Genomic DNA, 26428 nt, shown 5'->3' with positions numbered 1-26428 from the left:
CGATCACAAAGAAGGAGATTTATCTATGACGGCCAAAACAACTGGCCGGTTGCTATTCGAAGTAAACGTGTCAAATGTTCTATGGAGTTGTTATGTCAATGTACGAAGTTAAATGCGGTGATGGTTCAGACCATCATTGCCAGGGCACAGTTAACGTTTATATCGATTTACAGGATTTAAGTGCGGGACAACTTGATCAGATATTAAAAACTGGATCAGTTTTCATCACCAAGGAGCAAGTTGAACTGAATCGTTTGTCCTTAGATGATGATCAAATGGGAGATTTAAGCTCGACCGGTGAGGTGGAGATTGAAGTCCACATAGACAATATCTGTGGCGCTTGTGGCTCTGACCAAGTCTATGATGACGAATGGAATAATGTTACCGCTGAATAATTTATTCAGCGGTATATGAATGAAATCAATGTGGACTGTGAGCTAAATTGCGATGAGATTGATGCGAGAGGTACATCAATGATCGATTGGCTCTAACCAAGGATGTGGGGAATTGACTAATTTTTAAATCTGACCCAAATGCCGCCTGAGAGCGGCATTTGTTTTTTGGAAGTGCCTATTTGTTTACGCGAGACAGCATAAATTTATGTATTTTGTCCATTTCCTCCAATGTTGTAATCTCGCGCTCATCCGTCACCTCGTATCCTTTTTCTTTCAGAATTTCCATCAGTGGTGACTCATACGTTTCTCTGATTTTTCCATCAATGGACATTCTGAAACTGATAATTGGACCTCTGAGTCGGGCTGTTTTCGCCATGGGAATCCCCTCTGATTTTGATAGCTTATTAATTATACAGGTTAATTTTAGTCAGGGCGCAAAAACTCTGGTTCAGCCATCGCCACGCCGCCTTTCAATGTTTTGACTTTTGTGATTTTCAAATCGTTATATATTGCCGGGTGCTCCAGAAGATCACTTATCACGGAATCAGTTTCTGGTACCGGGCTGAGCCAGCGTTTCAGTATTTCCGGTTCCGGCGGCAAGAAAAATGGAAACGCCTTATCGTGATACTTATCAAATCTCGGGTGCGCATCACGGGTAATGATCGCAGTGCTGTAATGCCCGGACGGGAATTCTCGATACACTGCGCCCAGCAATAGTGGTGGACTCCCTTCAACTAAAAAGTGCGTGTTTTTCCCATTGATATTTTTCCCTTCTCCGATTGCGGTTGCCAGTACGATTGCGCGATGGTGACGAAGCGCGCCCTTCCAAAATGGACTTTTCAAATTCCTGGCATTAAAGGTTGTTCGGGAGCCAACGATTAGCTGCCCGTCCTCTTCATGGCAATCAAACCACCAGGTCGCATTTACCGTTTTAGCTTCGGTTTTGTCACTTATGATTAAATCGGGAATTATCTTTCCAGCTGCTCCGCCAAAGGCAGGATAAAAGTGCATTGGATAATCAGGTTGCGGAGCGTCCTGGAAGAGCTGGGGCATGCCCATTGCTCGCATGAAACCGGGCAAATCCGCTGCTGAAAAATCCCTTCTAACATAACCACACATACAGCCTCCTTAATTGATCTCAATCAGTGAAAATCCATTCTGATTCTAAGAGAATTAGCAAAGTTGGATTTCCATTTAATATAAATATTCCATCATTTTCTTTTTACTCGGGGTCCGCTTTATAGGACAATAACGCCTGTTTTACCCACTAAACTTTACAGAAAACAGGATATTCAAAATGGTTAGAGCGATTAGTTTAGCAATTGTTACCCTTGTCATTTCTGCTTGCGCAAATAATGCCCCAGTCGTGAATCAAGAGAGCCTTTCTGGCGTCCTTGTTGATTCGGCCAAATCTCAAACTAATGCGATTGGACGCATGCGCATGGATGGTCGAGTCAACACCAAAATGTTTGAGGACAGTGGCATTAAAAAAACCGCACTATGGTTCGTCTCTTCCGGTAATAAGGCAACCCAAAGATTTATCGCACCAATCGGTGTTCACTGCGAAAGCAAAAAGAACATTTTTGACCCCGACCTGAGTATCAAAAAGATAGGCTTCTCGTCACTGTACGATACTCTGTTGCCGGTCAATTACACGCGCGTCCTTGAATGTGAGTCGCTTGCTGGTGTTGTTGATTATGCCGTCCTCATTAACGATGACGACCGCAGTATGACTGAGGCCGGGACTTATGTAGCAAAGGTGCAAGTTATCGCTTTTGAAAATACCAAGCACTTAGATACCGCTGAGTTCCGCAGCCGTTATTTAAACATTCACAAACAACTGATTGAACAATGGAACACCCCACGGAGCTACCAATAAACCAAAGGCGAAGTTTTTACTTGTGGATACATTAACTACTCTGCGAGCCCAGTGATGACTAACTTCACATCTTTACAAGAAGCTGAATCATTTAAAGCTGCAAACCACCTGTACCTGCAGCAACTTCAGGAAGATGTGCGCGCCATCCCCGGAGTCGAATACTCAGACATTTGGCTAAATGGGAGCTCGCCATCATTTGTTGCCGGTTACGACATAGACGATTGCCAAATCGTAAGCTTTAAAATCTAATACAGGGAAAGAGCGAGGCGATTCACATTAAGCTTACTTAATTGCTGATAACCTCGCTGGCTTTCATAAATGGAGTATTAAAATGACTTGGATAATCGGCTTTGTCGGTGATTTAAGTGACACCTCAGAGTTAAACATGGATGGTTCAACAACCATGCGCGCAGTGTGTCTTGCCAAGGGTAATGAGCTATCTGAAGCTTTAACCAACCTCCTGCAGTACACCAAGGCACTTGGCATCACCCCCACCGAAGTTAGCTCCTGCAATGAGCTCTCAACCTTTCAAGTCAGCTCAGACGAAGCAGGTTACACAGCCAAGGATATTCGAGATGGGCTAGCAAAAATGGATGGCGATAGGCTGGCCGTTTTTACATACGCGATATCATCCGAAGCAGAAGCAGATGATGAAGCCATCATCATTGGAACAGGGAGTTAGACGTGAAAGGAGCACTATCACTCGCGGAATGCAAACCCGCATTCAAAACAGATTGCACCCTAATTTTTAATAATGGCCGGGATAAAAAGGATTTTATTTTGCGTACATCCTTCGACTCTGTTGGTGTATGGAAGGCAAAAAATCCTGATACGCCAATTTCATACTTCCAAAGCACCAAAAATCTCATAACCAAAGAAGCGGCCATCATTGACGGAGACGTGTGGGTATTCAGTATTGACGCGACTAAACCGCAGGACATTGTAGCATCCGTGAAAATTGGCATGGATCACTACAAGGCAAAAGCGTCTGACATTATTGGCGATGTTTACGTCAAAAACCTGAATAGCGACCACCAGAAGACGCTCAGCAAGCACGACCTGATTATTGAAAACAAAAAGCTGTATTCCGGCGTTTGTAAGGCGGTAATGGGCGCGGCAAAATTACTGGGAGTGCAGGGCGTTATTAATTTTTACGTCATTAGCAGCAATATAAATCACAAGATCCCTAAAGATGATTTGTATGATGCACTAAAACAGGGTGGCGCGAGCAAAGTTGAATCCGACGATATTAAATACAAAATGTGGTCTGGCTCGAACGATGGTTTGGAAGGGTTGATGATCAAGCAAAACCTACACTTAGCCACGCTCTCTGTTTAAACGCACTTAACACGCGGCAACTCACTCCAACAAGTGGTGTATCGCGGCGAAACAGTTTGGCTCTTTGCCTGCCATCCTTTTTCTGTTTTAGCCGCTGCCACTTTCACGGTACCCCTCCCGTACTTCGCATTGATGCAATCAAACACCTTCATCAGATTTTCGTTTGTCCGGGCGATCGGCTCTGCAAATAGGTCATGCTGCGCCACCCCCTTCGGAATCAAATTTAGAAGCCCTATACCGGTTTTACTGAATTCCATCCCCTCCACGAATAACCCCTTTACCGCATGTGTCGCATAGCGCGCGATCGCGCACGTATCGTCAGTAGGGTATGGGAGTGCGATCGTGGCAGATTCGTAGTAAAAGTTTGGCTTGAATGGGCTTGTCTGTAAAAACACTTGAATGTGCTGTGTGTGCATACCTGCCTTGCGCAGCTTTTCCGCTGCAGTAGAGGCATGGTGTGCGATCGCCTGCTGAATTGGTTCCAGGTTAGTTAAACGCTCCCCAAAAGACCGGGTGCAGAAGATCTGCTGCTTTGCCGGGGGCATACTTTCAAGATCCAGACAGCTAACTCCATTCAGTTCTTCCACTGTGCGCTCCACACAGACATTTAAATGCTGTCTGATGCGCTTAGCGGGTGTTTTGGATAGATCCCATGCAGTATGAACACCTATCGCCTGTAACCGCTTGGCAAGGCGACTACCAATACCCCACACATCACCCACTTCGATACGCTTGAGCAACCATTCCCGCTGCATTTCCGTTTCGAGCGCGCACACGCCGTTAAGAGAGGGGAGTTTCTTTGCACAGCGATTCGATGCTTTGGCCAGTGTCTTCGTAGGACCGAAACCCACACCCACACCGATTCCAACTTCCTTCGCCACGGTGCGCCGTATTAATTGCCCATAGGTTTTAAGATCGCCCCACAGGGATACCGGCTCTATGAAGATTTCGTCGATGCTGTAGATTTCAACCTCACTCGCAAAGCGCTGCACTGTTTGCATGACACGGTTGGAAATATCGCCGTAGAGGGTGTAGTTACTGCTGAATACTGCAACATTGTGCTTACGAACCAATTGCTCGACTTTAAAATAGGGCACAAACTTTGGTATTCCCAGCGCGCTTGCTTCAGGTGACAAGCTCACTATAGCCCCATCGTTATTCGATAGGCATATCACCGGTTTGTGGCGCAGCTCCGGGCGAAATAATTGCTCCGCGCTGGCGTAGAATCGATTGCAGTCAATAATTCCAAACATACAGGCACCAATATCAGCTTGCACTAGCCGCCAAGCCACGGCTTTCTGTGATATCGGATAGACGCGATAACAACACCCTCACAAATGGCGCTGTCGATCATATCGATTGGGATTGGTGGGTAATCAGGGTTGCCGGAAACTAGCCTACCGTGCTTTTTATCTAAGCACTTACAGGTCAATTCTCCTTCGACCGCAGCGATGATCACATCCCCGTTAATTTCTTCCAAAGCGCGATCGACTATCAAGAGATCCCCACTGTCAATTCCATAGCCGCGCATTGAGTCGCCTTCGGCATAACAGAAATAGGTCGCGCTGGGATGCGCTATCAGATGCTCATTAAGATCAAGACGCTTTTCAATAAAACTTTCTGCCGGTGATGGAAAACCTGCTCTCACACGATGACCAAAAAGCGGCAAGGGTAGGGGAAGCGAAGGCAGGGAGGGGAGGATTTTCACGATACAAACCTGTAAATACATACAGTATTTGCCAGATAGGTATATTTTGTCAATTCTCTCAATGGTGGCCCCAAAGCGGTTACGCCAAGTGCTCCACTCGTAGGAGCTGATACCTAGCCAGGTTGGGTAGATCGTTGATGCTATGCCTACGGTCATAACCACACATTGCTCAGCCTTCTAAGTTTCAGAGAGTACTGCGTCATAAGCTCACGCAAAAACACACCAAAACTCCGAGAATGTTCAACTCATCATAAATACTGAAGCATTTGCCTGCTTCAACCATACAACAGTTCCTAAATCCTGAAGCATCCTAGCCGTGCGTTTTTTTGCGCACGCAAAATTACTTTCGCAAGTCGTGATGAGTTAATGGAAAGCATGGGTTGGATAGGAAATCCCACAAGAGGAGTTACGACCAAATCTTGAGTGAAATAGTGGAACTGCTACTGCCAGCAATAACCAGATTTACCAGCGCCGACTTTATTTGGCGCATTTAAAAGCGATTTATTGAGTCGCGTTGCCTAACTTGATTGGCGCAAAAGCGCCCGGAGAATTCAATATGAAATTTGGAACCTTCATGCAATTTCTTTTCAGCTTCTCTGGAGAGGCGTCATCAAGCGGAGTGGACAATTTTTTACTTCTGGCGGGAATTGCAGGGATGATGCTATCACTATCAGTGATTTTATCGTTGTTGCCAAAAGTGATTCGCACATATAAGGAAAAGTAGAAGTCTGGGGATATTTCACCGGCGTTTTTTCAATAGCGCAAGTGGGGGTGGTGGCTTGATTCCAATGAACCCCCAAACCACCTGAATTTGCCTTGCTTTGGCTTACCCAATTGTGCATCATTGGAATTTGGCACTTATTGGATATATAGACAGTAGTATGGTATCTAAAACTAGACCGGTAAAACGCCTTGTTGATTTGTACGAACCTGGGGAGGGAAAGGCGCAAGTAATTGATCGCCCCAGTCAGCTTACGGACGTTTTGTGGCGCGCTTATCGCGGCGAGGTAGGTATAAGGAATGTCGCTATTGTATGGATGCTTTTTGGCTCCGGCATGCGTATCAATGAAGTGGCTCGGTTAAAAATTAAAGATGTGTGCTGGCCTACGGGTGAGCTAAAGAAAACATTCATCATTCCTGCGCAATACACAAAAACCAACAAGTCCCGAGTGGCTTACATTGTTGCACCGCAGCATCGACAAGCATTATCCAGTTGGGTCGCGCAGCGTATAAGAGGTCCGGCCGGTAAAAGCGTTGGATTTAGCCACTTTGAGCATAAGCGGCTGATATTATTCAACATTATGGCGCCTTGCCTAATCGGCCGTTGGCTGTATAACGATGATGGTAACCCCTACCAATGCGACCAAAGCCCCCGCGATGTCCCAACGGGTGAGCGCCACTCCGTCAACAATACGCAACCAGAGGAGAGCAACGCCCAGATATATGCCCGCATAGGCAGCATAAGTGCGACCTGCCGCCGTTGGGTGAAGCGTCAACAGCCACGCAAATAACGCCAGCGAAACCCAAGCGCAAAGCCAAGGCATTGCGCTTGGAGCACGTCGCCCAAATGGTGAATCATTTGCGGCAACTACCAACCACCAAAAAGAAACTGAGGGATATCGCGCTGGTGTTGACCGGCTTTTTCGGTGCCTTTCGCCGTAGCGAATTGGTGGCCATTCGCTACGGTGATCTGGTGTGGGAACCTGAAGGACTTCTCATCCGGCTGTCTAGTTCCAAGACCGATCAACAAGCCTCCGGCTTAGTGCGAGCATTACCTTTCGGTGCACCAGACTGCTGTCCTGCTACGGCCATGAAAAACTGGATAGAACTGGGTGGCATTAATGAAGGTCCGGTTTTTCGCCCCATTAACCGGTGGGATAAGATTCAGCCTAAAGCGTTGAATCCCAGTGCCATTAATGAATTACTCAAGACTTTGGGTAACGCCTGCCAGTTCGATTTTGTACCGGAATTGAGCAGCCATAGCTTCCGGCGCGGCCTCTCTACATCGGCAGCCCGAGAACGAGTTGATTTTGAGTTGATTAAAAAGCAAGGCGGATGGAAGAGCGATGCCACCGTCTGGGAGTACATTGAAGAAGGACAGCAGCTCTCCAATAACGCTACCCATATATTGATGGAGAAAATGGCGGTTCTTATAGATACCGTTCGGGTAAAAGAGATATGAACATGACAAGAACTATCAGTAAAGTTGCCAAAGAACTGGCTATCAATATAGAAACCGTTCGCTTCTATGAGCGTCGTGGATTAATAGAGCAACCGCCAAAACCCGAGTTGGGCTACCGCCATTATCCCGATGAAACGGTTAATCGCATCCGGTTCATTAAGCGGGCGCAAGAATTGGGGTTTACCCTGGAAGAGATCGCCAACCTGCTAAGCTTGAATGACCGCCCATGTGCTCAGGTGCAGGAGCTGGCCGAGTATAAACTCAGCGCCGTCATGGAAAAAATTGCCGATCTGAAGCGGCTCGAAAGCGCACTCAAGGCATTATTGACGCAATGTCAGAGTAATAACGATGACTCACATTGTCCCATTATCGACTCCCTGCAACCTTAATTAGTTTTACACGGGCATCACAAAAACGTTTGACTCCGTACATCGGTACGGAGATTACACTTGCTCCATACACTGAAATCAGAGGAGTAAGTCGTGTCACAGAAAGAATCCAATCTACCTATTATTGGCGGCGTTATCGCGGCTGTTGGCGCTGGCCTGTGCTGCGCTGGTCCTTTCGTGTTGTTGCTGCTAGGCGTGAGTGGCTCCTGGATTGGTAATTTAACCTTGTTAGAACCTTATCGTCCCATTTTTATCCTGCTGGTTTTAGCCTTATTTGGCTTCGCAGGCTGGAAGGTCTATCGCCCCGTTGAGGACTGTGAGCCAGGCACCGCCTGTGCAGTTCCTCAAGTGCGAAAACGCCGGCAGGTGATCTTTTGGTTAACGGCACTGACTGCGTTGGTGCTAGTCACCAGCAATTATTGGATTGTCTGGTTTGCCTGAATACTTTCTTACCGCTCACTTTTATTAATGACTTAATACGTTACTGGAGAAAATGATGAAGAAAATTGCCTTGTTGTCTTTGCTAGCCTTGACCAGCCTGACCGCTTTTGCTGCGCCGAAAACAGTTACTTTGGAAGTTCCAACCATGAACTGTGTGACCTGCCCCTTTACGGTCAAAAATGCCTTAAAAAATGTTGAGGGTGTGAGTAAAGCTGAAGTCACCTTTGAAACCAAATTGGCAGTTGTCACATTCGACGACGAAAAAACCACAGTAAAAGCACTGACCGAAGCCACCACTAATGCGGGTTATCCATCAACGCTCAAGGAGTAAAGCATGGAAATGCTAATACAGTTACTGACCCGTTTCGGCGATAAGATTAGCTCATTGGGCGCGCTGGTTTCTGCTATGGGATGCGCCATGTGTTTCCCGGCCATCGCCAGCCTGGGCGCTGCGGTCGGGTTGGGTTTTCTCAGCCAATGGGAAGGTTTGTTTGTTAATACCCTGTTACCGTTGTTTGCCTGGATTGCCCTGGTACTCAACGGACTTGGCTGGTTCAGCCACCGGCAATGGCACCGTAGTGCGCTGGGTGTGGTCGGCCCCATTTTATTGCTGTTATCGCTCTATCCGTTTTTCCAATACGGCTGGAGCAGCTATGTCACCTATTCAGCGTTAGGCCTGATGGTTGCCGTATCGCTTTGGGATATTTTTTCACCCGCGAATAAACGCTGTGATGATGACAGCTGTGCTGTTTAACACGACGCAATGCCTGACTACTATTTGAGGAAAACGAATGATCTTACTATCGATAGAAGGGATGACCTGTCCAAGTTGCGTCGCTCACGTTAAAGAAGCGCTCGATGCGATCGAAGGCGTGAATAAGGTTGAAATATCTTATGAAAACGCCAGCGCAACGATCACCACAAACGGTGGGGTCAGCGTAACCGATCTCATTGGAGCGATTGAAGCCCTGGGTTATACCGCAAAAGAAAACCCCTTAGCGGAAAACACAGCACCGAACGCCTACTGTGACAACGAAAATACCAGCAACACAGAAAGCAACCGAACTCAACATGTGGCGATTATCGGTACGGGTTCCGGCGCTTTTGCCTGTGCTATCAAAGCCGCTGAAGGTGGTGCCAAGGTCACTCTTATTGAGGGAGCCGATGTGATTGGCGGCTGTTGCGTGAATGTCGGCTGCGTACCCTCAAAAATTTTGATCCGCGCCGCTCAATTGGCACAGCAGCAACGCAATAATCCCTTTGCCGGACTGGAAAATCATGCGCCCCAATTGAGTCGAGCCTTGTTGGCTCAGCAGCAGACCGCTCGAGTCGAAGAGCTGCGCGCTGCAAAGTATCAGAATATTCTAGAGACAAATCCTGCGCTTAGTTTACTTAAAGGTTGGGCGCAATTTAAAAATGCAAACACCCTGATAGTCAGAAAAAATGATGGCACTGAGCAGGAAATCTTTGCTGATAAAATCCTGATCGCCACTGGCTCCACGCCAACCATTCCTCCCATCGAGGGGCTGGCCGAAACGCCTTACTGGACCTCTACCGAAGCGCTGTTTGCCGAGGAATTGCCGCAGCACCTGGTGGTGATTGGTTCATCGGTCGTGGCGCTAGAAATTGCCCAGGCTTACCGACGATTGGGCAGTGAAGTCACCGTGTTGGCAAGACACTCACTACTTTACAGTGAAGACCCCATAATCGGTGAAAAACTGGCAGGCTGTTTTGAAAAAGAAGGCATTCGAGTTTTAAACAACACGCAAGCCACCCAAGTGACCCACGATGGAAATCAATTCACCCTGAACACTAATGCAGGCGAGCTCAGTTGTGATCGTTTGCTGGTAAGCACCGGGCGACACGCCAATACCAGCCAACTCAATCTGGACGCGGTGGGTGTCACCACCAACAAAAAGGGCGAAATCGTTGTTAACGAACGCATGGAAACCAATGTTGCTGGTATTTACGCTGCCGGTGACTGCTCTAACATGCCGCAATTTGTCTATGTCGCCGCGGCCGCCGGTAGCCGTGCTGGTATCAATATGACGGGCGGCGACGCCAAACTGGATCTGTCCACCATGCCCGCCGTGATCTTTACCGATCCACAGGTGGCTACCGTCGGACTGACCGAGGAGCAAGCCAGGGCTCAGGATATTGAGACCGACAGCCGCGTACTGGGTATGGAAAATGTCCCACGTGCGTTAGCCAACTTTGAAACCGACGGTTTTATCAAACTGGTCACAGAGAAGGAAACGGGGTTGTTGCTAGGCGCGCAGATCCTGGCTCACGAAGGCGGCGAACTGATCCAGAGTGCGGCTTTAGCCATCCGCAACCGTATGACGGTGACGGAATTAGCCGACCAGCTTTTCCCTTACCTCACCATGGTGGAAGGTTTGAAGCTCTGCGCGCAAACCTTTAACAAGGATGTCAAAGAACTGTCCTGTTGTGCAGGATAAGAGAGGGCAGTATGGGAACGGCACCCGCCACGCATTCACTGACAGCCCCAACGGTCAATGCGTTGGCGGATGGATTGAACAAGGGTGAATTCGTTCCTTTTTACCAGCCTCTATGGGATGTTCAACACCAATGCTGGGAAGGCGCTGAAACGCTCATTCGCTGGCAACATCCAACTGAAGGATTGATCCAGTCAGACACCTTTATTCCCGTTGCCGAACAAAGCGGATTAATTCTGGAACTGGGCGCGTTTGTCTTACGGGCGGCCTGTCAACAGATGATGCATTGGCGTCAACGCGGTTTACCCGAGGGTATCATCGCGGTCAACGTCTCTGCCTTACAAATCCACCAACCTGACTTTGTCGAAGACCTTGCCAGGATATTGCGTGATACGGGACTGCCTGCTCCGGCATTGGAACTGGAATTAACCGAAACACTGGCCCTGGAGGATACGCCAATCCTGATCGAAAACCTGCATCGCTGCCAGGCGCTGGGCATTCGCCTGTCCATCGACGATTTTGGTACCGGGAGTTCGTCGCTGGCACGCTTGCAATGCTGCCCAGTGACCCGCCTAAAAATCGACAAAACCTTTGTCACGCATATGACAACCGAGCCAAAGGATCGCGCCATTACCGAAAGCGTCATCACCCTTGGCCATAACCTGAATTTATCCATCGTCGCGGAAGGGGTTGAGACGGCCACTCAACAACAACTTTTAGAGAAGCTTGGCTGTGATGTATTACAGGGCTATCGGCTGGCGCGGCCAGCCGATGCCGAAACGACTGAAGCGTTGTGGCCAGGCCGCAGTGTTTGAAACGAACGGAGACAAACCCATGTCAAAAGCCGCCGTGTCAAAAGATGTGTCACGATACTTTGAGGTGATCCCCGACTTTGCGGCATTCATGGATGCCGATGGGCAGACACTCGAATTTCCCCTGACGATCTCGCAACTGGCGAAACCCGCGCAAACCACAGTGCATACCGTCAGGAATTACGTCTTGGAAAATTTGGTACTTTGCCCAGAGCATTCCGCGGGTGGTTTCGGTTTATACAATCAATGCGCTTTAAACCGGCTGCGCTTCATTCGCGCAGCGCGTGCGGCGGGCCTGCTGATCCTGGATATAAAACCCTTGCTCTACGCCATCAACGAAGGCGACCAGCAAGCCTGTGAAGCCGCCATGCGCGAACTGCAAACCAAAATTGATGAACGCCAGGCTTACTTGCAGGCATTGGATTCACAGCTGTCGGAGCTGCGCCAACTGGCCTGATCGCCATAACAAAGGAGTATACGATGTCAGAAAAATGTGAAACCGGCCCCCACGACTGGGTAGCCAATAAAGGCCGATTTATTCTCACCTGGGTATTGCCAGCGATACTCATAGTGATTACCGGCATGATGCAACTTGCACCGTGGATGACCGGCAGTATCTGGGCGATCGCTTTAAGTTGGATGGGATATGCCTGTTTAAGAAATGCGCGTCAATGTGGGCGAATGCATTGTTTTTTCAGCGGGCCATTTTTTCTGGGTTCCGCCATGTTGGCATTAGGCATTGGGATGCAGTGGATACAATGGCTCACCTTTAACGGATTAGGACTCTTTTTACTGATCGGTACACCACTGGTTTGCGTGTTACCGGAGATGTTCTGGGGAACTTACAAAGTTGCGACAAACGGCAAAGAAGAATGAATGCGATAGTGAAGCGCGCTACAAACTCTATAAAACGCCTCTGGTCACTTGTAGTGTATGCATTTCAATCGCCGGTTCAGGATTCTCACTCAAAACGGCGTACCGCGATCCTCTTTAGTCTGGTGCTGGTCGTCCACTTGGTTGTCCTGCCAGCGCATGAACTGGGTTCCGATATTGGCTTGCGTTCTTTTGCACATCTTAATCTGAGAATCGCGCTATTTGCGTTTTTGTTCGCAACGCTGGAGAGCGTTCTCATCAATTTATGGGTTCAACTGATACGCAAGAAGACCCATTGCAGAACGGCACCAGCGGCGGGCGGCATAGTTATCGGGATTGTAAGCCCCCTGTTGTGTTGTACCCCGCTGCTGCCGACCATCTTAAGTTTTATCGCCATTTTGTTTCCTTCCGCTGTTTCTGGTATGGGTCTCAAAATTCAGTATGCGGTCAATGTGTATCAAACCGAACTGTTGCTGTTGGCGTTGGTATTACTGTTGTTTGCGATTGTTCAAAATGCTTGGCATCTCAATTCAGGCGACGTAATGGCAGGCCATCACAAGGAATAAAGCAATGAAAGCCACTTGCGACTAATCTAGGCATATCCAAATGACGACTAGAAACCTGATAACTATAACGCGATGCTTTTACACAATAATGCATCTATCAGAGAAAATTTAAGTCGATGGCCGCTATCTATCAGACAGCTTATCCACGAATTAAATCTGATATCACCGAAGATGAGTTAGGGGATGTCTATACACCTACGCCGGAAGATCAGAAGTTTGCACTGCGTCACTGTAAACGAACCAGCGCATCCTTTTTGGGGCTCCTGATTCAGCTAAAAATCACGCAGCGATTGGGCCGGTTCGTAAACCTGGGTGAAATACCAAAGGTGATCATCACGCACATTAAAAATCAGTGCCGTTCGCGGGTGACACTGAAGGATCTCCAAACCTATTACACATCGGGCGCGAAGGATCGTCACGTAAAGCTGATTCGGCGCCATCTTAATATAAAAGCCTACGATGCGGCCAAGACCTCTGAATTGGCACAGATTTGGGCACTTGAGGCAGCGACTACCAAAGAAGCATTACCGGATATCATCAATGTCACGTTGGAATATTTGGTCAAAGAGCGATACGAGTTACCGGCGTTCAGTGTACTTGAGCGGATATGTCAGGCGGCCAGGGCCGAAGTCAACACTCGGTATTACGATCAATTGTGTGGCTTTTTAGAGTCTGAAAGTCGCCAATGCATCAACGATATTCTTCGATCTAGCACAGGACTGAATGGTTTTGGTTGGAGCACGCTGAAAAATGAACCCAAACGCCCGACCCCTCGCAATATCCATGCGTACATCCAATACCTGGAATGGCTTACATCCCTGCAAACACTTTTGCCCACGGATTTGGGGTTGCCGCCAGTTAAACACCAGCAGTTTATCAACGAGGCCAAGGCCCTGGATTACGCCGAATTGATGAAACTAAAGCTGAACAAGCGACTCGCACTCGTCATCGTTTTAATCCGGCACCAATACGCACAAACACTGGATAACGCCGCCGATATTTTTATCAAGATGTTGTTAAAAATGGATCGCTCGGCGCAGAAGCTGTTGGAGAAGTACCTTGCAGACCATCAAAAGCAAACCGATCATTTGATTTCTGTGTTGTCTGGGACGGTCAAGGTGTATCTTGATAAACCCGATTCGGTGGCAGCTTTTGATCCGATACTGGGAAAGAACAGTGATCAGCTAATGCAAATGTGCGAACAATATATGGCATTCGCAGGCAACAACTATTTGCCGTTTATGGTTCGACTCTATAAAAAGCAACGATCCACCTTGTTTCGTACGATTGAAATACTCAACCTGGCATCGGCCACGGAAGACAAGGACTTGCTCAATGCGTTCCAGTTTATTTTGACGCACAAAAAGCGTCGCACGGAGTTCCTGTCAATTCAAAGCGATCCGAACGATCCCTCTTCCAGAAATGTCATTAATATTCGCTGGATTCGCGAAAGCTGGTGGAAATTAGTCACGGGAAAATCAACCAAATCAGCACAGGTGTCGGAGGTTAATAAAACCTGTTTTGAGCTGTGTGTGTTTGAACGGATCGCTGAAGAACTAAGTACCGGTGACTTGTTCATTCCCTACAGTGAAACCTTCGATGATTACCGGGAGCAGATGATCACCTGGGAAGAATACGAAGCGCAGTTGCCTACCTATTGCGAGGAGGTAGGGCTCGTCGCCGGTGATACTGAATTTACAACAACGCTGAAGAAGTCCATGGAAACGAGCTGCCGGAAAGCTGACAGCCAATTCCCGGAGGACGAACTGGTTCGTATTGAAAACGGGAATCTGATTATCGGTAAACCAAAGCCTGATCAACCCTTACCTGAAGTCGAAGAAATTGGAGCGCTTTTGCGCGATCGGTTGGACAAAATCAACCTGCTTGATGTGATTATCAATGTCGAAAAGTGGCTGAACCTGAATAAACATTTTGGCCCGTTGTCGGGCTTCGAATCACGTATCAGCGACCCGGAGTTACGTTTTGTCCTGACCGTGTTTTGTTACGGTACCAACATTGGTCCCACCGAAACCGTGCGATCTGTGCAGGGCGTTTCTCGCAAGCAAGTCGCCTGGCTTAACTTAAAACGCACGACGGAAGCGCGTCTCGATAAAGCTATTGCGAAGATCAATAGCGAGTATAAGAAATACCGGCTCATTGAGTGTTGGGGATCAGGCAGCAGTGTGTCCGCTGATGGAAAGCTTTGGGATCTCTACGAAGATAATTTGCTATCTGAATACCATATTCGGTATGGCAGCTATGGCGGCATTGCCTATTACCACGTCTCGGACACCTATATTGCATTGTTCAGCCGGTTTATTCCCTGCGGTGTCTACGAGGCGATTTATATCTTGGACGGCCTACTCAACGATGAATCTGATTTTAATCCGGACACCGTTCACGGCGATACACAGGCGCAATCCACACCCGTCTTTGGCCTGGCGTACTTGCTGGGCATAAAGCTCATGCCCCGTATCCGAAATATCAAAGATCTCAGCTTTTATAAGCCTGATCGCTCCATGGTACTCAAGCATATTCAGTCTTTGTTCAAGGAGCCGATCAAGTGGGATCTCATTGAAAAGCACTATGCGGATATGATGCGAACGGCCATGTCAGTTAAAGCAGGGAAAATCACCGCTTCGACAATCCTGCGCCGGTTCGGCACCAAGAACCGGAAAAACAAGCTGTACTTTGCGTTCCGTGAACTCGGGCGCGTGGTCAGAACCATGTTTTTGCTGGAATACATTACCGACGTTGATCTGCGCAAAACAATCCAGGCAGCGACCTGTAAGAGCGAAGAGTTCAATGAGTTTGCCCGGTGGTTGTTTTTTGCTAATGGCGGGAAAATTCCTGCAAACTTGAGACACGAACAAAGCAAAATCGTTAAATACAATCATTTGCTGGCCAACTTCGCGATCTTATACAACGTAAACGCGATGACCGAAGTGTTCAATCAATTGAAGTCGGAAGGGTACAATATTACCCGCGACATTATGGCCGAATTCTCACCGTATCATACCGAGCATTTGGGGCGGCTAGGAAGTTTTGGGCTGGATCTAACCAAGCAGGTTAAGCCCATGACTTTTGAACTGCTGGTTGATTAATTCATAATATTCAATCGGTTACGTTAGAAGTGGCTAAATTCAACGCTTTTACCGGCCGGACCTCTATAACCGAAAAAGCCATGCTTTCAGATGATGGTAGTTATGGTGGATTATCTGGCGAAAGCCCATTATTTCTATCCAAGAAAGGAGTATGGCGTAAGTTTTCGTTTAACGTAAAGCGGTACAAAACCGAGGATGGCGAAAAAGAAACTTTGATCTGTAGTAGTTTGGAAAACCTCATGAGGGAGATATTTAAAGGTGCGGGTATTCAAGGAGGCTCAAGTCATAGCGGTAGGCGAACGCTCGCCACTTGGTTGGATCGGAAAGGGTGTGACCTAGAATTGATTCGGTACATACTCAATCACGAGAGTCCTGAAATGACACTGGAGTATATTGATCCGTCTAGTGAGCGAATTGAGCACGCCTATAAAAACCTAATGAGCGGTGTGGAAATGCCGGATGGATTAAAATAATATCCTATTGCGCAATGCGCAATAGCTGCTAGAATGAGACTCAAATGATTAAGAGCTTTAAGCATAAAGGGTTAGAAAAGCTATTTACTAAAGGCGTCAAATCGGGCGTTCAAGCTTCACATGTACAAAAACTTATCGATCAGTTGTCAGCCCTGCATACTGCCAGCGGCATTGAAGATATGGACATTCCAGGGTGGCGGTTACATTCATTAAAAGGTGATCGAAAGGGAATGTGGGCAGTTGATGTAAACAAAAATTGGAGAGTTGTTTTTTACTTTGAAAACGGCAATGCCTTTGTTGTTAATTATGAGGACTACCACTAATGGGTATTCAACAACACAATCCACCTCATCCAGGTGGCTTTATAAAGCGTAACTACCTTGAGCCATTCAGTTTAGGCTCAAATGAAGTGGCTGATAAGTTGCAGGTCAGTCACAGCACGTTTAATCGTTTGATCAATGAAAAATCAGACGTTTCTCCAGAAATGGCTCTCAAACTATCCAAGGTTCTCGGGCGCAGCGCTGAAAGCTGGCTTGCAATGCAGGACAATTTTAATTTGTGGAAAGCTAAGCAAGAAATTGATCTTTCAAGATACGAATCAATTAAGTTTGCGGTTTAAAAAGGTAATTGGAAAATGAAAAGTATCAGCGAATCAAATCCAAACATATCCAGTGATTACAAGGTATCCCTATTGTTGGGGAGCAGCCTAGATCCAATCTTTTACTCTAATTTCGAGGCCTATAGAGAAAACAACTCTCACCCTCACAAGCTCGACAGTCAAGCCGTTATTTATGAGGGATACATTTTTAGCCTTTGTACGCAGGACAATCATTTGACATGGCTTGGTCGCGCAGAAACTTTAGCTAAAGCAGAGCTGGCGGAGCATTTTGCACAGCAGTTCCTTTTAGAACTTGGTTACTATGATTAACGAGAATCATTGGATTATGAAAGCTCAACCTCTATACATTGTAAATTTCATTGAGTGGCTAATAGGCGCAGCTGGGCTTGCCGTTGGTTTTTTCCTTCCGTTTGTAATCGCTTGGCTAACAGAAAGTTACTTTCTGAGTTGTATCCCATTTATATTGCTGTTGGCCGCGTTTTTTGTGTTTCAAAATACCATACCTGCGATTCACAAAGCGTGTGATAGAGGTGCTAGGTTTTCCAAATTTAAGTTAGATCCGAAGCAAGGACTAATAGCAATGGGTGGCATTGTTTATGGTCTAATCATTTCCATAATAACAACGTTACTTTCTTTTTCAGGGATTGCATTGTCGGTATTTTGATTATTTTCAAGGTTGGATTTACTATGCCAATTGACTGGGGAACTGAAATTCCGCTAAATCAAAAATCCCGATTGCTCAACGGTGGTTGGACTATTAGTCCATGAGCTGGACAAATATAATGCAAGTTACAAATTACCCACATTAAAGTTTAAGGACTAGGCACTAATGACTTCCGATATAAAAAAATATTCTGCATTAGCTGATAGAATTAGCGCTCAGTATGCACGCCTCATTAAAGAAGGCGTTAACGATCCGCAGCAAATATTCAACCAAATGGTTTCATTTCTGCCTGAACTTCATGAGCTGTGGACAAACACCAGCGATTATGAGCTAGCGTCTCTTTCCAATAAATACCCAGATTTCATGAATTTTTGTAAAATTGTTGAACAATTATCGGTTGTTCAAAATAGAAGGAATTTTCGTGATTATGATGAAGAACAAAAAATCCCTGAAGAACAACGTACATTGATAGCGAAAAGCTTAGGTGATATTTCACGTATCCACGAAACACTTCTTGAGATGAAACAAAATACCGATAAATGCAGCGAATCCAAACTATGTGAGCTGAAAAGCGATTTGGATAGTTGGAAAGTAAAGGCAAATGAGATCAAAGATCAGTTGAAGCAAAGTGGCGCAAGCGAATATGCCGTTAAAACTGTCAATGCGGTATTAACTAGAAATTATAGTCAAGCAAATGAAATTCTCCAAAGCCTTGAAAATTACAACTCTGATTTTATTTTTTCCTACCTGGAAAATAATGACGTGACGGAATTTCAAAGTTATTTCGGTACTGAACATGAGGGTATGCTTGTAGCGGGCCGCAAAACAATAAATCGGTTGGAGCGATACATCCCGACGGATGAATTTTCAAAATACAGAATCATACTCACCGCATTAGTAAGAGATTTCCGTCTTCCTGCGATTAGATATACCTCTGCGATAGCGCTTGGACTGTATGTGGCCTCTGTAGAGGAATCTGACTCCGTTCCGCAATCCGTAAAAGATATTGCTAGCACTGAATTTGTATTACTTCTAAAGCACTTTTCGGAAGAGGAAACGTTTTCCTATGAACGAGATTCTGATCTCGCCTACTCTAGATGGAATGAGTATCTTAAAAACCCCAGTGGCTTTGTAATTTGAGGCTGGAAAATGTCAGAAGTAATGTTGCACGCAGTTTTGAAAATGCCACCGGAATTGTGGGGCAACGATGCTCTTGATCAGGCTCAAAGAGCTGCGCGCTATGTTGAGGCAAGTAATCTCATAACCCATTTGCAAAATATAATCGACATCCAAGCCAGTACGATTGATGATTTAAGAAATAGACTTCGGGCTATGCACATATCAAAATCATGTAGCACACACAGCCAAGCCGAAAAACTTGAAAGCCAACTTACCATGTACAAAAACGCACTGGAGCTAATTGCAACAGATAAAGCCGACTGGGACAAAGCGACAGCAGAAATGGAGCGCGACGGATTGAAGCTGATTGCCCAGGCAGCTTTAAACATATAGTTTTTTAATTAATAGGAATATTGGAAGATGACATCTGTTGAAGCAATACAAGTAATTTGGCCTCATGGCAACAAAAATATTTGCACTGCAAGAATTGAGCGGTGCGTTGTTAAAATTCGGAAAAAGCTAGAACTGTACGGCTTCTATGTTTCATTGCATGGTTCGTATATGCACATGGCTATGGAGGTTGTAGCTCAAGAGCTTGGTGGTAAGGTAATTCATAAGAGTTCAAATGATACCGTTTCGCTAGATATTCGATAAAAAGTTGTTGGTATTTTTCTGACACAGATAAAACATTAGCAACTTTTGTGATCCGTAATAAAGGTAATTGGAAAATGTCGATGATCCCAGCTTTATCACCCGCAAATAACGACCAACTTGTTAGATGGCCTCCGCAGGGCTACGACTTTGATGAGTCGCGTTATAAGCATGTTAATGGAGAAGGATATCAACGGGACGCTGATATTCTAAGAGGATTATACCCTGAGATATCACACTGGAAGAACGCAAGCCTGTTGCACGCTTGGTTCGATTACGGCGAATCTACAAACTACGCTGCGCTAAGTGTCGATGAAGTGAGTAAAGTCAGAGATAGATACTTCCTAGCGTTTTTGTACGCCAAACAGGAATTGGGAACTGTGTTTGATCATGGTGGATTGGATGAGTTTGATAGTACGTGGAAATCGCTGGGTAAATAGTGAGATTGGAAAATGGCCGAGTTAGAAATCAAATCTGGTCACGTTTACATAAATGAAGATGGCGAGCAAAGATTGGTGATTTCAGTTAATAGAAACACTTCAACAAGTAGCCATGTGGTTATTTGGCGGACAGCTGATCTTCGGGTACCTAAAGGAATAAAGTCACAAGGCAGTGCGACTTTAGCAAGTTTCATCAAATGGCCAGTAACCGAGAGAAAGGCCACATCAGATGATTACGCTGCGTTTTCTATTGTAGAGTCAATGCGGAATGACTTGAAACTCGCTAAGCAAAGAATTAAATATAGGAAAAATTCATCAGCAATAAAAATTTAGGATCATTGGACTATGGGGATAACTAATTTACTGCTTGACAAAAACCCATTAGATGCTGTCATCAAGCACAGGGCAGGCAAGCTTCCAACATGCATAAAAGACTTCATAGTCTTATCCAACTTGAGACCTGCTGGTTTGATCTTGTCATCATGCATCACCACACTGACCCCTTGGCCTTGGGTAAATCTAAGTGACTCTGAATGGCGAGCCGAATTTAAGCACAACAGCGGAGCTTTTCTATCTGTCTTTCTGCGTCTTAATACGTTCGGCAATAATAATGATTTATTAGCTCTTATTGAGCCTGCCGAGGTTGAGTATCGGGCAGCTATCAACCGAATGGGATGGATTGCAAGGCACATATCCAAACCTGAAAAACAGCTACAAAAAGTGATAGTTCATATCGCAGAAAAACTCGACGTTCTGGAAGAGGGTTTCGCAAATTGGTCAGTGCTGAATAGAAAACAAATTGAAGTCGAGTTGCAATCAATTTTGGATAATGTAGCCCTGCGCAGTGGCAGTGCCTTTACTGATTTAAAACTTTGGAAGCCGAATTGGAATATTAACTCTCAGTGAGGCATTGGAATATGGATAAAGAAATCAAAAATAGACTTTTTGGGATTAAGAAAACAACATTGATCGCTAATGCTGCTGGTTTTTTAGCGCTGGTACTTATTACTTATCCGTTGCATTTTAAGCCAATTAAAAACCAGCTTATCGCCACGTATAAAGTTGCAGATATGTCACAATTGCTACAGCAAGAAGGTCTTGCTTACTTTGCTATGGAGCCAAATCTTGGATATAGATCGCTCTCTCAATCATTTAAATGTACAAACACATGCGATGTCAATTTAGCTGAATTTCAGAAGTTAATTGATGTGTCAGGGATTGAAATTCCATACATCGAATTTGAAAAGAACTCATGGGGATATGCCCTAGCAGCCAGCAATTATGTTTTGACAGGATTGTATGAACCCAAACTGATTAATTTCAATGATGTTGATTTGCAGTTAACACGAGACCGTGCTGATGCAGTTAAAAATAAGATTTTTTTCAATCTTTTTAAATAGTCAGGTATAAATTGTGGGGTACATTGGAAAATGAACTTTCGCCCTGGAACACAGTGGGAAAAAAATCTTTTACCAAGTATCGCCCCAATATTCCGAATTGATCTTGACAAGCAAATTGCATGTCTAATTGGGACAGGGTTTTGGATTACCAAAAAGGGACATTTAGTTACAGCTCGCCACGTTATTCAGGACAACATTGGCGGTAATGGAAAAGATATAGGGCCAATTTTTGCAATTCAAACCAGACCAGATCGAAGTATTATATTTAGAGGCTTGGTCTGCTCAGACTTGCACCCTAACTTTGATTTGGCCTTATGTGAAACATATTGCCCTGTGGGTGATACCGAACTTACGGTACCTCTACCTATTTCGTTAAATTTCTTAGACGTTAATGAACAAGTATGTAGTTTTGCAGTATTTTCATACGATCAAATTTATAAAAATCAATATGAAGGCTTTACGTATATTAAGTTCAAAGGAACGCTTGCTTCACAATATACAAAAGGCGGAGTTCCAATTCGGTTTGCTATAGGATTTAGTATCGGTGAAGTAAGTGCGATATTTGAAGAGAAGCGAGACAGCGTTATGTTACCTTTTCCTTGCATAGAAACTTCTGTAAGAATTTATGGGGGCAATAGTGGTGGGCCGCTTATAGACAATCAGGGGCGTATTTGTGGTATCCATTGCTCAAGTTATGATGGAGACAGGATCTCGTATCATGTGCCAACTCATGGGCTCCTGAACCTTCAAATGACAACAACGTCTTTTGGGATAACTGAAGAATCAGGAAAGCTTTGCTCAGTCATGGATTTGGCTATAAGTCAGAAAATTGAATGCGTACCGCCGCTATTGGATGAAAGTAGGTTACTCAGATCATGTCTATTGTGGATTAGATACGCTCTACGCTGCAAATTAAACAATGAGGCGATTTCTTTTGACTTCAATTTTGGGAGGCAAAAAGGAACAAAATGAAACGTATTAAATCGATCTTAAACTAAGCATACTAGGTGATTGGAAAATGAAAATTGGTGGGTTGAAATGAGCGAAGACGCAATACACCTGGAGCTTTTTACTAAACATGATCAACGTGAGTTTTTTAACGGTGACGCTTTCGTTAATGATTCGGGTAATGTATGTATTTATCTTGACGAAAAAAACTTCGCGGTACTTACACCAAAAATGGCAAAACGTTTGTCTCAGCGCTTAGATGAGGCCAGTCGGCAAGCCCTTGCTGACCATTTAGCAGAGTAATTGTAGCGGTATAGGTTCCTTTTAATTGATCATATAGGTGGTTTCTATGGCGATTTCTGAAGTTAAATTTAATCCTGCTCCTTCGAAAATTATTGGTGACGCTCTAACTGCATTAATTAGTGAATTAAGAGATGCTGGACATGGTGGCGAATCAAGGCGTTTGGAAAACTTCTTGGACTCAATTGATGCGCAGATGCATAAAGATCATAACCATCCGGCGATTACAATTTCATTTGAGATAAATAAGTAGTTATCGAATTTATCTTCCTCCTACGCTTTGTTTATCGTGAAGTGGCGAGCTTACCTAAAAAATTCTAAATAGGATCGTTCGAAAATGAATGAATTTGACGGCCACGATTATGTGGAATTTTGTGAGCGTGGAGAATATACCCGTCATGCAAAAACAATCGGTGAGCTACCAACACCTGAGCTAAGACTGGCGGCATGCAAACGTGCGAGTGAAATATTAGGGTTAAATATACAATTCGGCATCAAAGTTGGGCTGACTAATAAATTAATCGCTCAGAACTTGAAAATGACAAAACCGGATTGCTTTCACTGCGCGGCGATCAACTACCGTTGAAAATATTTAAATCGCAATAGGATGTTGAAAATTGGTTTCTGTATTTGCTAACAAGAATAACAATGGGTTTATGCAGGTTTATCACGATGGTGAGAATTGCGCGAAATCCAACCGTTATGATTCATCTCCGTATAAAACGTATGGAGAAAAATTGGTTTTTGATAACGGTTTCGTTCACGCCGCCTCATCTATAGAAACTCTCCCCGCTGGGACACCAATGTATCTGGCCGGACGAATAGCTTATCTTAAAGGCCTTCCAGCGGAATCTAAGCCTGCATCTGAATGTTATGCGGGACGTTGGTTTAGCGGTTGGCTAGAAGAAAAAGATCGTTGTCATCAACACCCACCCATTTGCCAATAACTAGTCCAATCGATTACCTGGGGTGATGTGGGAACCCCTGAAATCGTGTCGCATGTAACTTCATCCAGTAATCCCGGATAGCCAACACTGAATTGGCAAGATGAATCTAAAAGGGAAGGCAAGGAATCGATCTGAACCGCAAGGGTTTTTAGCCACTCAATCGATTCGACAGTCTCAGAGTCACCAAAAAGATCGGGATTAAGCCGCACAATTAGAAAATCGTATTGGCAATTAAAAAAGGAGGACAGGGACTTTTCCTGAACAGTGCTATATCCGACAGAAAGCGGGAATACTTCAACATCAGCACCATCTGCAACACGGAAAACAGGAAGTTGCAGCAATGAAACAAAAGCACGCGAAGTTACACGAAAAATACTGTTGCTAAATTTCTGTAGATCATCGTTAGTGGGAGTTGCAAAAATTACTGAATACCCGGCCTTGAAAACGCGACCATCAAAATTGCGGTGGCCATCAATGTGACTGGGCAATGATTGGCCAAGCGCAGACACGATCGCTTTAACCAGCTCGACATTCACCTGATTGACCGCTTGCTGCACATCATCACTCATTTTAAATGGCATTGGTCGAGGAAACATTTCAACCAACCAAAGTTGGTGCGAAGTACCGTTATCAATTGTATTAACCGCACAATCAGCAATATCACGAATTTTTTGATTCACAATCTTCACACCTATTCAGCGGAAACAAAGCTCGGCGTATTTAATAGCCTCGGCCTTTTGCCCAGCGCAAAAGCATAATGAAGCTTTCGCTATCCTCGCCAGGAAAAAGCTGTAGCGCGTCGTTGAGAACCAAATATGCGTCCTCGCTTTTCTTTGTGGGCAAAACAAGGGCAACGCTCCTAATTAGAACTGACTCGGAGCCCAACCGGACGTAATAAGGATCGACAACATGTAGCTTGATGCGCCGTTTTTTTACTGGCATTTCACAGCATTTTTGAATGCTGTCTGATGATGAAAGTGCGCCAAGAAATAGAGTTTGTAACTCAGCAAATCCTTGTTCGTTTTCATGGAGGATAAATTGCTTATAAGTCGCATAACCTCGGATGTAACCACCGCGATACACGACCTTTTCGACAGATTTCTGAGGCTCAGCTGATGCTTCAGAGACAATTATAGCCGGGCTTAACGATACTAAAACACACACCAACCAAAGAGCGGTCATTTTTTGAACAGACAAATTTAAACCTTTTAAAATCTGCATTTAGAAAAGTTATCCACAGAGCTGTAAACAATTATTGGGGATAAAAATTTGCATATTATGCTAATTTTCGATTTTTAAGAGTAAAGTTGCTCACCCAGTTTTCCACTTCTCGCGTCACGCTATCTTTGACAAACGCTTCTCGGTCAGCCACATATTTAAGCCGTTCACCTAAAGCCTCTGGTCGAGGATACTGCTCTTGGTAAAGATTGTTAAAGTGCGTTGTTCGCTCCTGAAAGTGCCTTTCCGCTTCATAAATCACACTGCCCAAGCGGTCGGAGCGCTGTAATTCATTGAAGATCCGAGGGCGTTCAAGCTCCAGCGTAGTAACAATTAATTTTCCCGTACTGCTGAAATTTCTAGCCATTTATATGCACCCCCATATGTTGGAATTATGTTAATATTTGGAAATAATAGCATTTTACAGCCCGAGGATAATTGCGCAACATGCCATCCACAATTTTCTACTTCCTTGTCCTGACTATTCAGGGAGTACCGCCAACGAACATCCCTGCTGGCTCATTTACCAGTGAAGAGATATGCAAGGTGCAAGGGGAGTCAACCGTAAGGGCAATCGAGAAATCAGCCAGGGACGAGGGGATAACAGACCTCAAAGTAACGTACAGATGCACGACAGAGAAACCCATCGCAAAGTAACAAACCTATTAGCAGTCACAAACGAGTGATTTCCAACATTGAAGTACACAAGGGGGAGGAAAGTAATGCGAGCAATTAGAAATTTGGTTGATTTATCAGAAGTGACGCAACTGATACCTGCTGTACAGCGCGAATTGAGTTCTGCAAACAACACTTATCCGGTACAGGCGTTTGCTAATGCGCTCTATGATAAGTTGAGTAACACAAACGCTTTTAGCAGCTTGGATCTTGCGGGATATTTGATTCAACACAGCCGAATGCTAGGGGTCGAACTAACAATCCCTGCGTACAAACCACTAAAACCTTAGAAATGGTCGCGGCCATTTAACGCCCGGTCGACGCCGGGCTTACCAAATCATAATAATTGGTCACTTGTTTAATCTTAATCGCAGACTCATCAATCACCGCATATTGAATTCCCCGATCCCTCAGACCGCTACACTCCATTCCAGACAATGTGCCATAAACCATCCAAATACCTTGATCTGCTAACAACCGGTTAACCTCCGCTGTGTTGCATTCAAAGGGATGAATCAGGCCGCGCGCCTGCACTTTACCAGCGCTATCAAAATTAAATCCTAACTCTTTTCCGATCCTCAGAATTGCCTCGCGCGCTTCTACGGTCTGAGAACGAAACGAGCCATTCAGATTAATGGTGAAATTCGAGTTTCGGATAAATTCGACCACATAGATTGCACCACCATAGCAATTTGCCACTATGGGCTCGCGCGTTAAATATATTGCTGGCCCGAAAGGATTATCAATACTCCAATTGATTCTCAAAGAAGGGTAAGTCGCGCCTTCAGATCCGTGGTAATAAATTTCACTATTCAAATTGACTTTCTCGAC

Annotated in this window: 41 protein-coding genes and 1 pseudogene; 33 read left to right on the top strand and 9 right to left on the bottom strand. The window is 45.2% G+C overall.

Annotated features, from left to right (window positions below):
- The first annotated feature begins 92 nt into the window (after positions 1-92).
- Positions 93-395 (top strand): hypothetical protein, encoded by a 303-nt coding sequence (locus NNX04_RS22625; protein WP_261948686.1) that lies wholly within the window; start codon positions 93-95, stop codon positions 393-395.
- Between the two features lie 175 nt (positions 396-570).
- On the opposite strand, the gene NNX04_RS22620 is transcribed toward NNX04_RS22625, so the two are convergent.
- Positions 571-771 (bottom strand): hypothetical protein, encoded by a 201-nt coding sequence (locus NNX04_RS22620; protein ID WP_261948685.1) that lies wholly within the window; start codon positions 769-771, stop codon positions 571-573.
- Between the two features lie 47 nt (positions 772-818).
- A complete protein-coding gene (locus tag NNX04_RS22615; RefSeq protein ID WP_261948684.1) occupies positions 819-1514 on the bottom strand; it encodes an SOS response-associated peptidase family protein in 696 nt (231 codons plus the stop codon).
- Positions 1515-1692: 178 nt separating this feature from the next.
- Here NNX04_RS22615 and NNX04_RS22610 point away from each other — a divergent pair, with 178 nt between their 5' ends.
- From NNX04_RS22610 to NNX04_RS22600, 3 genes are all read left to right on the top strand, one after another.
- On the top strand, positions 1693-2274 hold the full coding sequence (locus NNX04_RS22610; RefSeq protein WP_261948683.1) for a hypothetical protein: 582 nt from the start codon (positions 1693-1695) through the stop codon (positions 2272-2274).
- Between the two features lie 331 nt (positions 2275-2605).
- Positions 2606-2956 (top strand): hypothetical protein, encoded by a 351-nt coding sequence (locus tag NNX04_RS22605; protein ID WP_261948682.1) that lies wholly within the window; start codon positions 2606-2608, stop codon positions 2954-2956.
- A gap of 2 nt (positions 2957-2958) precedes the next feature.
- Positions 2959-3612 carry a hypothetical protein gene (locus NNX04_RS22600; protein ID WP_261948681.1) on the top strand — a complete coding sequence of 218 codons (654 nt, stop codon included), beginning with the start codon at positions 2959-2961 and terminating at the stop codon, positions 3610-3612.
- On the opposite strand, the gene NNX04_RS22595 is transcribed toward NNX04_RS22600, so the two are convergent.
- Together NNX04_RS22595 and NNX04_RS22590 are read right to left on the bottom strand one after the other, a co-directional pair.
- Positions 3609-4865 carry a Y-family DNA polymerase gene (locus tag NNX04_RS22595; protein WP_261948680.1) on the bottom strand — a complete coding sequence of 419 codons (1257 nt, stop codon included), beginning with the start codon at positions 4863-4865 and terminating at the stop codon, positions 3609-3611. The genes NNX04_RS22600 and NNX04_RS22595 overlap by 4 nt on opposite strands.
- A 23-nt stretch (positions 4866-4888) precedes the next feature.
- Positions 4889-5320, bottom strand: coding sequence for a LexA family protein (locus NNX04_RS22590; protein WP_261948679.1), 432 nt, complete (start codon positions 5318-5320; stop codon positions 4889-4891).
- Positions 5321-5876: 556 nt separating this feature from the next.
- Here NNX04_RS22590 and NNX04_RS22585 point away from each other — a divergent pair.
- Positions 5877-6044: a hypothetical protein gene (locus NNX04_RS22585; protein WP_261948678.1), complete on the top strand. Its 168-nt coding sequence runs from the start codon at positions 5877-5879 to the stop codon at positions 6042-6044.
- Between the two features lie 589 nt (positions 6045-6633).
- Here NNX04_RS22585 and NNX04_RS22575 read toward each other — a convergent pair.
- Positions 6634-6915, bottom strand: coding sequence for a YnfA family protein (locus tag NNX04_RS22575; protein ID WP_410004099.1), 282 nt, complete (start codon positions 6913-6915; stop codon positions 6634-6636).
- Between NNX04_RS22575 and NNX04_RS22570 the strand changes: the two are divergent.
- The 28 genes and pseudogenes from NNX04_RS22570 to NNX04_RS22435 all read left to right on the top strand — a co-directional run.
- Positions 6831-7502: pseudogene (locus tag NNX04_RS22570) on the top strand (site-specific integrase); the annotation flags it as partial. The gene NNX04_RS22575 and the pseudogene NNX04_RS22570 sit on opposite strands and share 85 nt — an antisense overlap.
- Before the next feature lie 2 nt (positions 7503-7504).
- Positions 7505-7891: an Hg(II)-responsive transcriptional regulator gene (gene merR, locus NNX04_RS22565; protein WP_040133151.1), complete on the top strand. Its 387-nt coding sequence runs from the start codon at positions 7505-7507 to the stop codon at positions 7889-7891.
- Positions 7892-7984: 93 nt separating this feature from the next.
- The gene (locus NNX04_RS22560) at positions 7985-8332 is read left to right on the top strand and encodes a mercuric transporter MerT family protein (RefSeq protein WP_007642845.1); all 348 of its coding nucleotides are present in this window, start codon (positions 7985-7987) and stop codon (positions 8330-8332) included.
- 55 nt (positions 8333-8387) lie between these two features.
- Positions 8388-8663 (top strand): mercury resistance system periplasmic binding protein MerP, encoded by a 276-nt coding sequence (merP, locus tag NNX04_RS22555; RefSeq protein WP_011711647.1) that lies wholly within the window; start codon positions 8388-8390, stop codon positions 8661-8663.
- Between the two features lie 3 nt (positions 8664-8666).
- On the top strand, positions 8667-9086 hold the full coding sequence (merC, locus tag NNX04_RS22550) for an organomercurial transporter MerC (protein WP_007642843.1): 420 nt from the start codon (positions 8667-8669) through the stop codon (positions 9084-9086).
- A 37-nt stretch (positions 9087-9123) separates the two neighbouring features.
- Positions 9124-10791: a mercury(II) reductase gene (merA, locus tag NNX04_RS22545; protein WP_020833624.1), complete on the top strand. Its 1668-nt coding sequence runs from the start codon at positions 9124-9126 to the stop codon at positions 10789-10791.
- An 11-nt stretch (positions 10792-10802) separates the two neighbouring features.
- Positions 10803-11603, top strand: coding sequence for a putative bifunctional diguanylate cyclase/phosphodiesterase (locus NNX04_RS22540; RefSeq protein WP_020833625.1), 801 nt, complete (start codon positions 10803-10805; stop codon positions 11601-11603).
- Between the two features lie 19 nt (positions 11604-11622).
- The gene (locus NNX04_RS22535) at positions 11623-12057 is read left to right on the top strand and encodes a MerR family transcriptional regulator (protein WP_261948119.1); all 435 of its coding nucleotides are present in this window, start codon (positions 11623-11625) and stop codon (positions 12055-12057) included.
- A gap of 23 nt (positions 12058-12080) precedes the next feature.
- Entirely contained in the window at positions 12081-12476 is a 396-nt protein-coding gene (locus NNX04_RS22530; protein ID WP_040133152.1) for a hypothetical protein, read from the top strand.
- Positions 12473-13039: a hypothetical protein gene (locus tag NNX04_RS22525; protein ID WP_040133153.1), complete on the top strand. Its 567-nt coding sequence runs from the start codon at positions 12473-12475 to the stop codon at positions 13037-13039. Before NNX04_RS22530 ends, NNX04_RS22525 begins: the two co-directional genes overlap by 4 nt.
- 116 nt (positions 13040-13155) lie before the next feature.
- Positions 13156-16143 carry a Tn3 family transposase gene (locus tag NNX04_RS22520; protein ID WP_261948118.1) on the top strand — a complete coding sequence of 996 codons (2988 nt, stop codon included), beginning with the start codon at positions 13156-13158 and terminating at the stop codon, positions 16141-16143.
- A gap of 29 nt (positions 16144-16172) precedes the next feature.
- A complete protein-coding gene (locus NNX04_RS22515) occupies positions 16173-16616 on the top strand; it encodes a site-specific integrase (protein ID WP_261948677.1) in 444 nt (147 codons plus the stop codon).
- 44 nt (positions 16617-16660) lie between these two features.
- Positions 16661-16939 carry a type II toxin-antitoxin system RelE/ParE family toxin gene (locus tag NNX04_RS22510; protein WP_261948676.1) on the top strand — a complete coding sequence of 93 codons (279 nt, stop codon included), beginning with the start codon at positions 16661-16663 and terminating at the stop codon, positions 16937-16939.
- 5 nt (positions 16940-16944) lie between these two features.
- Positions 16945-17235 carry a HigA family addiction module antitoxin gene (locus NNX04_RS22505; RefSeq protein ID WP_410004100.1) on the top strand — a complete coding sequence of 97 codons (291 nt, stop codon included), beginning with the start codon at positions 16945-16947 and terminating at the stop codon, positions 17233-17235.
- A gap of 15 nt (positions 17236-17250) precedes the next feature.
- The gene (locus NNX04_RS22500; RefSeq protein ID WP_261948674.1) at positions 17251-17544 is read left to right on the top strand and encodes a hypothetical protein; all 294 of its coding nucleotides are present in this window, start codon (positions 17251-17253) and stop codon (positions 17542-17544) included.
- Positions 17545-17560: 16 nt separating this feature from the next.
- A complete protein-coding gene (locus tag NNX04_RS22495; RefSeq protein ID WP_261948673.1) occupies positions 17561-17899 on the top strand; it encodes a hypothetical protein in 339 nt (112 codons plus the stop codon).
- Positions 17900-18064: 165 nt separating this feature from the next.
- A complete protein-coding gene (locus NNX04_RS22490) occupies positions 18065-19039 on the top strand; it encodes a hypothetical protein (protein ID WP_261948672.1) in 975 nt (324 codons plus the stop codon).
- 9 nt (positions 19040-19048) lie between these two features.
- Entirely contained in the window at positions 19049-19411 is a 363-nt protein-coding gene (locus NNX04_RS22485) for a hypothetical protein (protein ID WP_261948671.1), read from the top strand.
- Positions 19412-19438: 27 nt separating this feature from the next.
- Positions 19439-19672 (top strand): hypothetical protein, encoded by a 234-nt coding sequence (locus tag NNX04_RS22480; protein WP_261948670.1) that lies wholly within the window; start codon positions 19439-19441, stop codon positions 19670-19672.
- 74 nt (positions 19673-19746) lie between these two features.
- Positions 19747-20109: a hypothetical protein gene (locus NNX04_RS22475; RefSeq protein ID WP_261948669.1), complete on the top strand. Its 363-nt coding sequence runs from the start codon at positions 19747-19749 to the stop codon at positions 20107-20109.
- 12 nt (positions 20110-20121) lie between these two features.
- Complete coding sequence (locus NNX04_RS22470; RefSeq protein ID WP_261948668.1) at positions 20122-20442, top strand: hypothetical protein; 321 nt, start codon at positions 20122-20124, stop codon at positions 20440-20442.
- A 12-nt stretch (positions 20443-20454) separates the two neighbouring features.
- Positions 20455-21015, top strand: a complete 561-nt coding sequence (locus tag NNX04_RS22465; protein ID WP_261948667.1) for a hypothetical protein — start codon at positions 20455-20457, stop codon at positions 21013-21015.
- Between the two features lie 11 nt (positions 21016-21026).
- Positions 21027-21509 carry a hypothetical protein gene (locus NNX04_RS22460; protein WP_261948666.1) on the top strand — a complete coding sequence of 161 codons (483 nt, stop codon included), beginning with the start codon at positions 21027-21029 and terminating at the stop codon, positions 21507-21509.
- A 30-nt stretch (positions 21510-21539) separates the two neighbouring features.
- Complete coding sequence (locus NNX04_RS22455; protein ID WP_261948665.1) at positions 21540-22481, top strand: S1 family peptidase; 942 nt, start codon at positions 21540-21542, stop codon at positions 22479-22481.
- A 66-nt stretch (positions 22482-22547) separates the two neighbouring features.
- Positions 22548-22760, top strand: a complete 213-nt coding sequence (locus NNX04_RS22450) for a hypothetical protein (RefSeq protein WP_261948664.1) — start codon at positions 22548-22550, stop codon at positions 22758-22760.
- Positions 22761-22806: 46 nt separating this feature from the next.
- Positions 22807-23010, top strand: a complete 204-nt coding sequence (locus NNX04_RS22445) for a hypothetical protein (RefSeq protein ID WP_261948663.1) — start codon at positions 22807-22809, stop codon at positions 23008-23010.
- Positions 23011-23094: 84 nt separating this feature from the next.
- Positions 23095-23343 carry a hypothetical protein gene (locus NNX04_RS22440; RefSeq protein ID WP_261948662.1) on the top strand — a complete coding sequence of 83 codons (249 nt, stop codon included), beginning with the start codon at positions 23095-23097 and terminating at the stop codon, positions 23341-23343.
- A 31-nt stretch (positions 23344-23374) separates the two neighbouring features.
- The gene (locus NNX04_RS22435) at positions 23375-23704 is read left to right on the top strand and encodes a hypothetical protein (RefSeq protein ID WP_261948661.1); all 330 of its coding nucleotides are present in this window, start codon (positions 23375-23377) and stop codon (positions 23702-23704) included.
- Here NNX04_RS22435 and NNX04_RS22430 read toward each other — a convergent pair.
- The 4 genes from NNX04_RS22430 to NNX04_RS22415 all read right to left on the bottom strand — a co-directional run bounded on the left by NNX04_RS22430 (position 23680) and on the right by NNX04_RS22415 (position 26413).
- The gene (locus NNX04_RS22430) at positions 23680-24384 is read right to left on the bottom strand and encodes a hypothetical protein (RefSeq protein ID WP_261948660.1); all 705 of its coding nucleotides are present in this window, start codon (positions 24382-24384) and stop codon (positions 23680-23682) included. The genes NNX04_RS22435 and NNX04_RS22430 overlap by 25 nt on opposite strands.
- A gap of 40 nt (positions 24385-24424) precedes the next feature.
- Positions 24425-24925: a hypothetical protein gene (locus NNX04_RS22425; protein WP_261948659.1), complete on the bottom strand. Its 501-nt coding sequence runs from the start codon at positions 24923-24925 to the stop codon at positions 24425-24427.
- Between the two features lie 55 nt (positions 24926-24980).
- The gene (locus tag NNX04_RS22420) at positions 24981-25289 is read right to left on the bottom strand and encodes a hypothetical protein (RefSeq protein WP_261948658.1); all 309 of its coding nucleotides are present in this window, start codon (positions 25287-25289) and stop codon (positions 24981-24983) included.
- 614 nt (positions 25290-25903) lie between these two features.
- A complete protein-coding gene (locus tag NNX04_RS22415) occupies positions 25904-26413 on the bottom strand; it encodes a hypothetical protein (protein WP_261948657.1) in 510 nt (169 codons plus the stop codon).
- Positions 26414-26428 lie beyond the last annotated feature (15 nt).

Origin of the sequence: Cellvibrio sp. QJXJ (assembly GCF_024452345.1) — a bacterium.
GTDB lineage: Bacteria > Pseudomonadota > Gammaproteobacteria > Pseudomonadales > Cellvibrionaceae > Cellvibrio.
This window is presented reverse-complemented; position numbering and strand designations above follow the sequence as displayed.

Coding starts and splice junctions, on each gene's coding strand:
- NNX04_RS22480 (WP_261948670.1), top strand. CDS start 19,439: ATGACATCTGTTGAAGCAATACAAGTAATTTGGCCTCATGGCAACAAA.
- NNX04_RS22525 (WP_040133153.1), top strand. CDS start 12,473: ATGAATGCGATAGTGAAGCGCGCTACAAACTCTATAAAACGCCTCTGG.
- NNX04_RS22445 (WP_261948663.1), top strand. CDS start 22,807: ATGGCGATTTCTGAAGTTAAATTTAATCCTGCTCCTTCGAAAATTATT.
- NNX04_RS22475 (WP_261948669.1), top strand. CDS start 19,747: ATGTCGATGATCCCAGCTTTATCACCCGCAAATAACGACCAACTTGTT.
- NNX04_RS22510 (WP_261948676.1), top strand. CDS start 16,661: ATGATTAAGAGCTTTAAGCATAAAGGGTTAGAAAAGCTATTTACTAAA.
- NNX04_RS22625 (WP_261948686.1), top strand. CDS start 93: ATGTCAATGTACGAAGTTAAATGCGGTGATGGTTCAGACCATCATTGC.
- NNX04_RS22535 (WP_261948119.1), top strand. CDS start 11,623: ATGTCAAAAGCCGCCGTGTCAAAAGATGTGTCACGATACTTTGAGGTG.
- merC (WP_007642843.1), top strand. CDS start 8,667: ATGGAAATGCTAATACAGTTACTGACCCGTTTCGGCGATAAGATTAGC.
- NNX04_RS22495 (WP_261948673.1), top strand. CDS start 17,561: ATGAAAGCTCAACCTCTATACATTGTAAATTTCATTGAGTGGCTAATA.
- merP (WP_011711647.1), top strand. CDS start 8,388: ATGAAGAAAATTGCCTTGTTGTCTTTGCTAGCCTTGACCAGCCTGACC.
- NNX04_RS22425 (WP_261948659.1), bottom strand. CDS start 24,925: ATGCAGATTTTAAAAGGTTTAAATTTGTCTGTTCAAAAAATGACCGCT.
- NNX04_RS22455 (WP_261948665.1), top strand. CDS start 21,540: ATGAACTTTCGCCCTGGAACACAGTGGGAAAAAAATCTTTTACCAAGT.
- NNX04_RS22530 (WP_040133152.1), top strand. CDS start 12,081: ATGTCAGAAAAATGTGAAACCGGCCCCCACGACTGGGTAGCCAATAAA.
- NNX04_RS22610 (WP_261948683.1), top strand. CDS start 1,693: ATGGTTAGAGCGATTAGTTTAGCAATTGTTACCCTTGTCATTTCTGCT.
- NNX04_RS22420 (WP_261948658.1), bottom strand. CDS start 25,289: ATGGCTAGAAATTTCAGCAGTACGGGAAAATTAATTGTTACTACGCTG.
- NNX04_RS22470 (WP_261948668.1), top strand. CDS start 20,122: ATGGCCGAGTTAGAAATCAAATCTGGTCACGTTTACATAAATGAAGAT.
- NNX04_RS22585 (WP_261948678.1), top strand. CDS start 5,877: ATGAAATTTGGAACCTTCATGCAATTTCTTTTCAGCTTCTCTGGAGAG.
- NNX04_RS22605 (WP_261948682.1), top strand. CDS start 2,606: ATGACTTGGATAATCGGCTTTGTCGGTGATTTAAGTGACACCTCAGAG.
- NNX04_RS22490 (WP_261948672.1), top strand. CDS start 18,065: ATGACTTCCGATATAAAAAAATATTCTGCATTAGCTGATAGAATTAGC.
- NNX04_RS22460 (WP_261948666.1), top strand. CDS start 21,027: ATGGATAAAGAAATCAAAAATAGACTTTTTGGGATTAAGAAAACAACA.
- NNX04_RS22465 (WP_261948667.1), top strand. CDS start 20,455: ATGGGGATAACTAATTTACTGCTTGACAAAAACCCATTAGATGCTGTC.
- NNX04_RS22440 (WP_261948662.1), top strand. CDS start 23,095: ATGAATGAATTTGACGGCCACGATTATGTGGAATTTTGTGAGCGTGGA.
- NNX04_RS22595 (WP_261948680.1), bottom strand. CDS start 4,865: ATGTTTGGAATTATTGACTGCAATCGATTCTACGCCAGCGCGGAGCAA.
- NNX04_RS22450 (WP_261948664.1), top strand. CDS start 22,548: ATGAGCGAAGACGCAATACACCTGGAGCTTTTTACTAAACATGATCAA.
- NNX04_RS22615 (WP_261948684.1), bottom strand. CDS start 1,514: ATGTGTGGTTATGTTAGAAGGGATTTTTCAGCAGCGGATTTGCCCGGT.
- merA (WP_020833624.1), top strand. CDS start 9,124: ATGATCTTACTATCGATAGAAGGGATGACCTGTCCAAGTTGCGTCGCT.
- NNX04_RS22520 (WP_261948118.1), top strand. CDS start 13,156: ATGGCCGCTATCTATCAGACAGCTTATCCACGAATTAAATCTGATATC.
- NNX04_RS22540 (WP_020833625.1), top strand. CDS start 10,803: ATGGGAACGGCACCCGCCACGCATTCACTGACAGCCCCAACGGTCAAT.
- NNX04_RS22500 (WP_261948674.1), top strand. CDS start 17,251: ATGAAAAGTATCAGCGAATCAAATCCAAACATATCCAGTGATTACAAG.
- NNX04_RS22620 (WP_261948685.1), bottom strand. CDS start 771: ATGGCGAAAACAGCCCGACTCAGAGGTCCAATTATCAGTTTCAGAATG.
- merR (WP_040133151.1), top strand. CDS start 7,505: ATGACAAGAACTATCAGTAAAGTTGCCAAAGAACTGGCTATCAATATA.
- NNX04_RS22485 (WP_261948671.1), top strand. CDS start 19,049: ATGTCAGAAGTAATGTTGCACGCAGTTTTGAAAATGCCACCGGAATTG.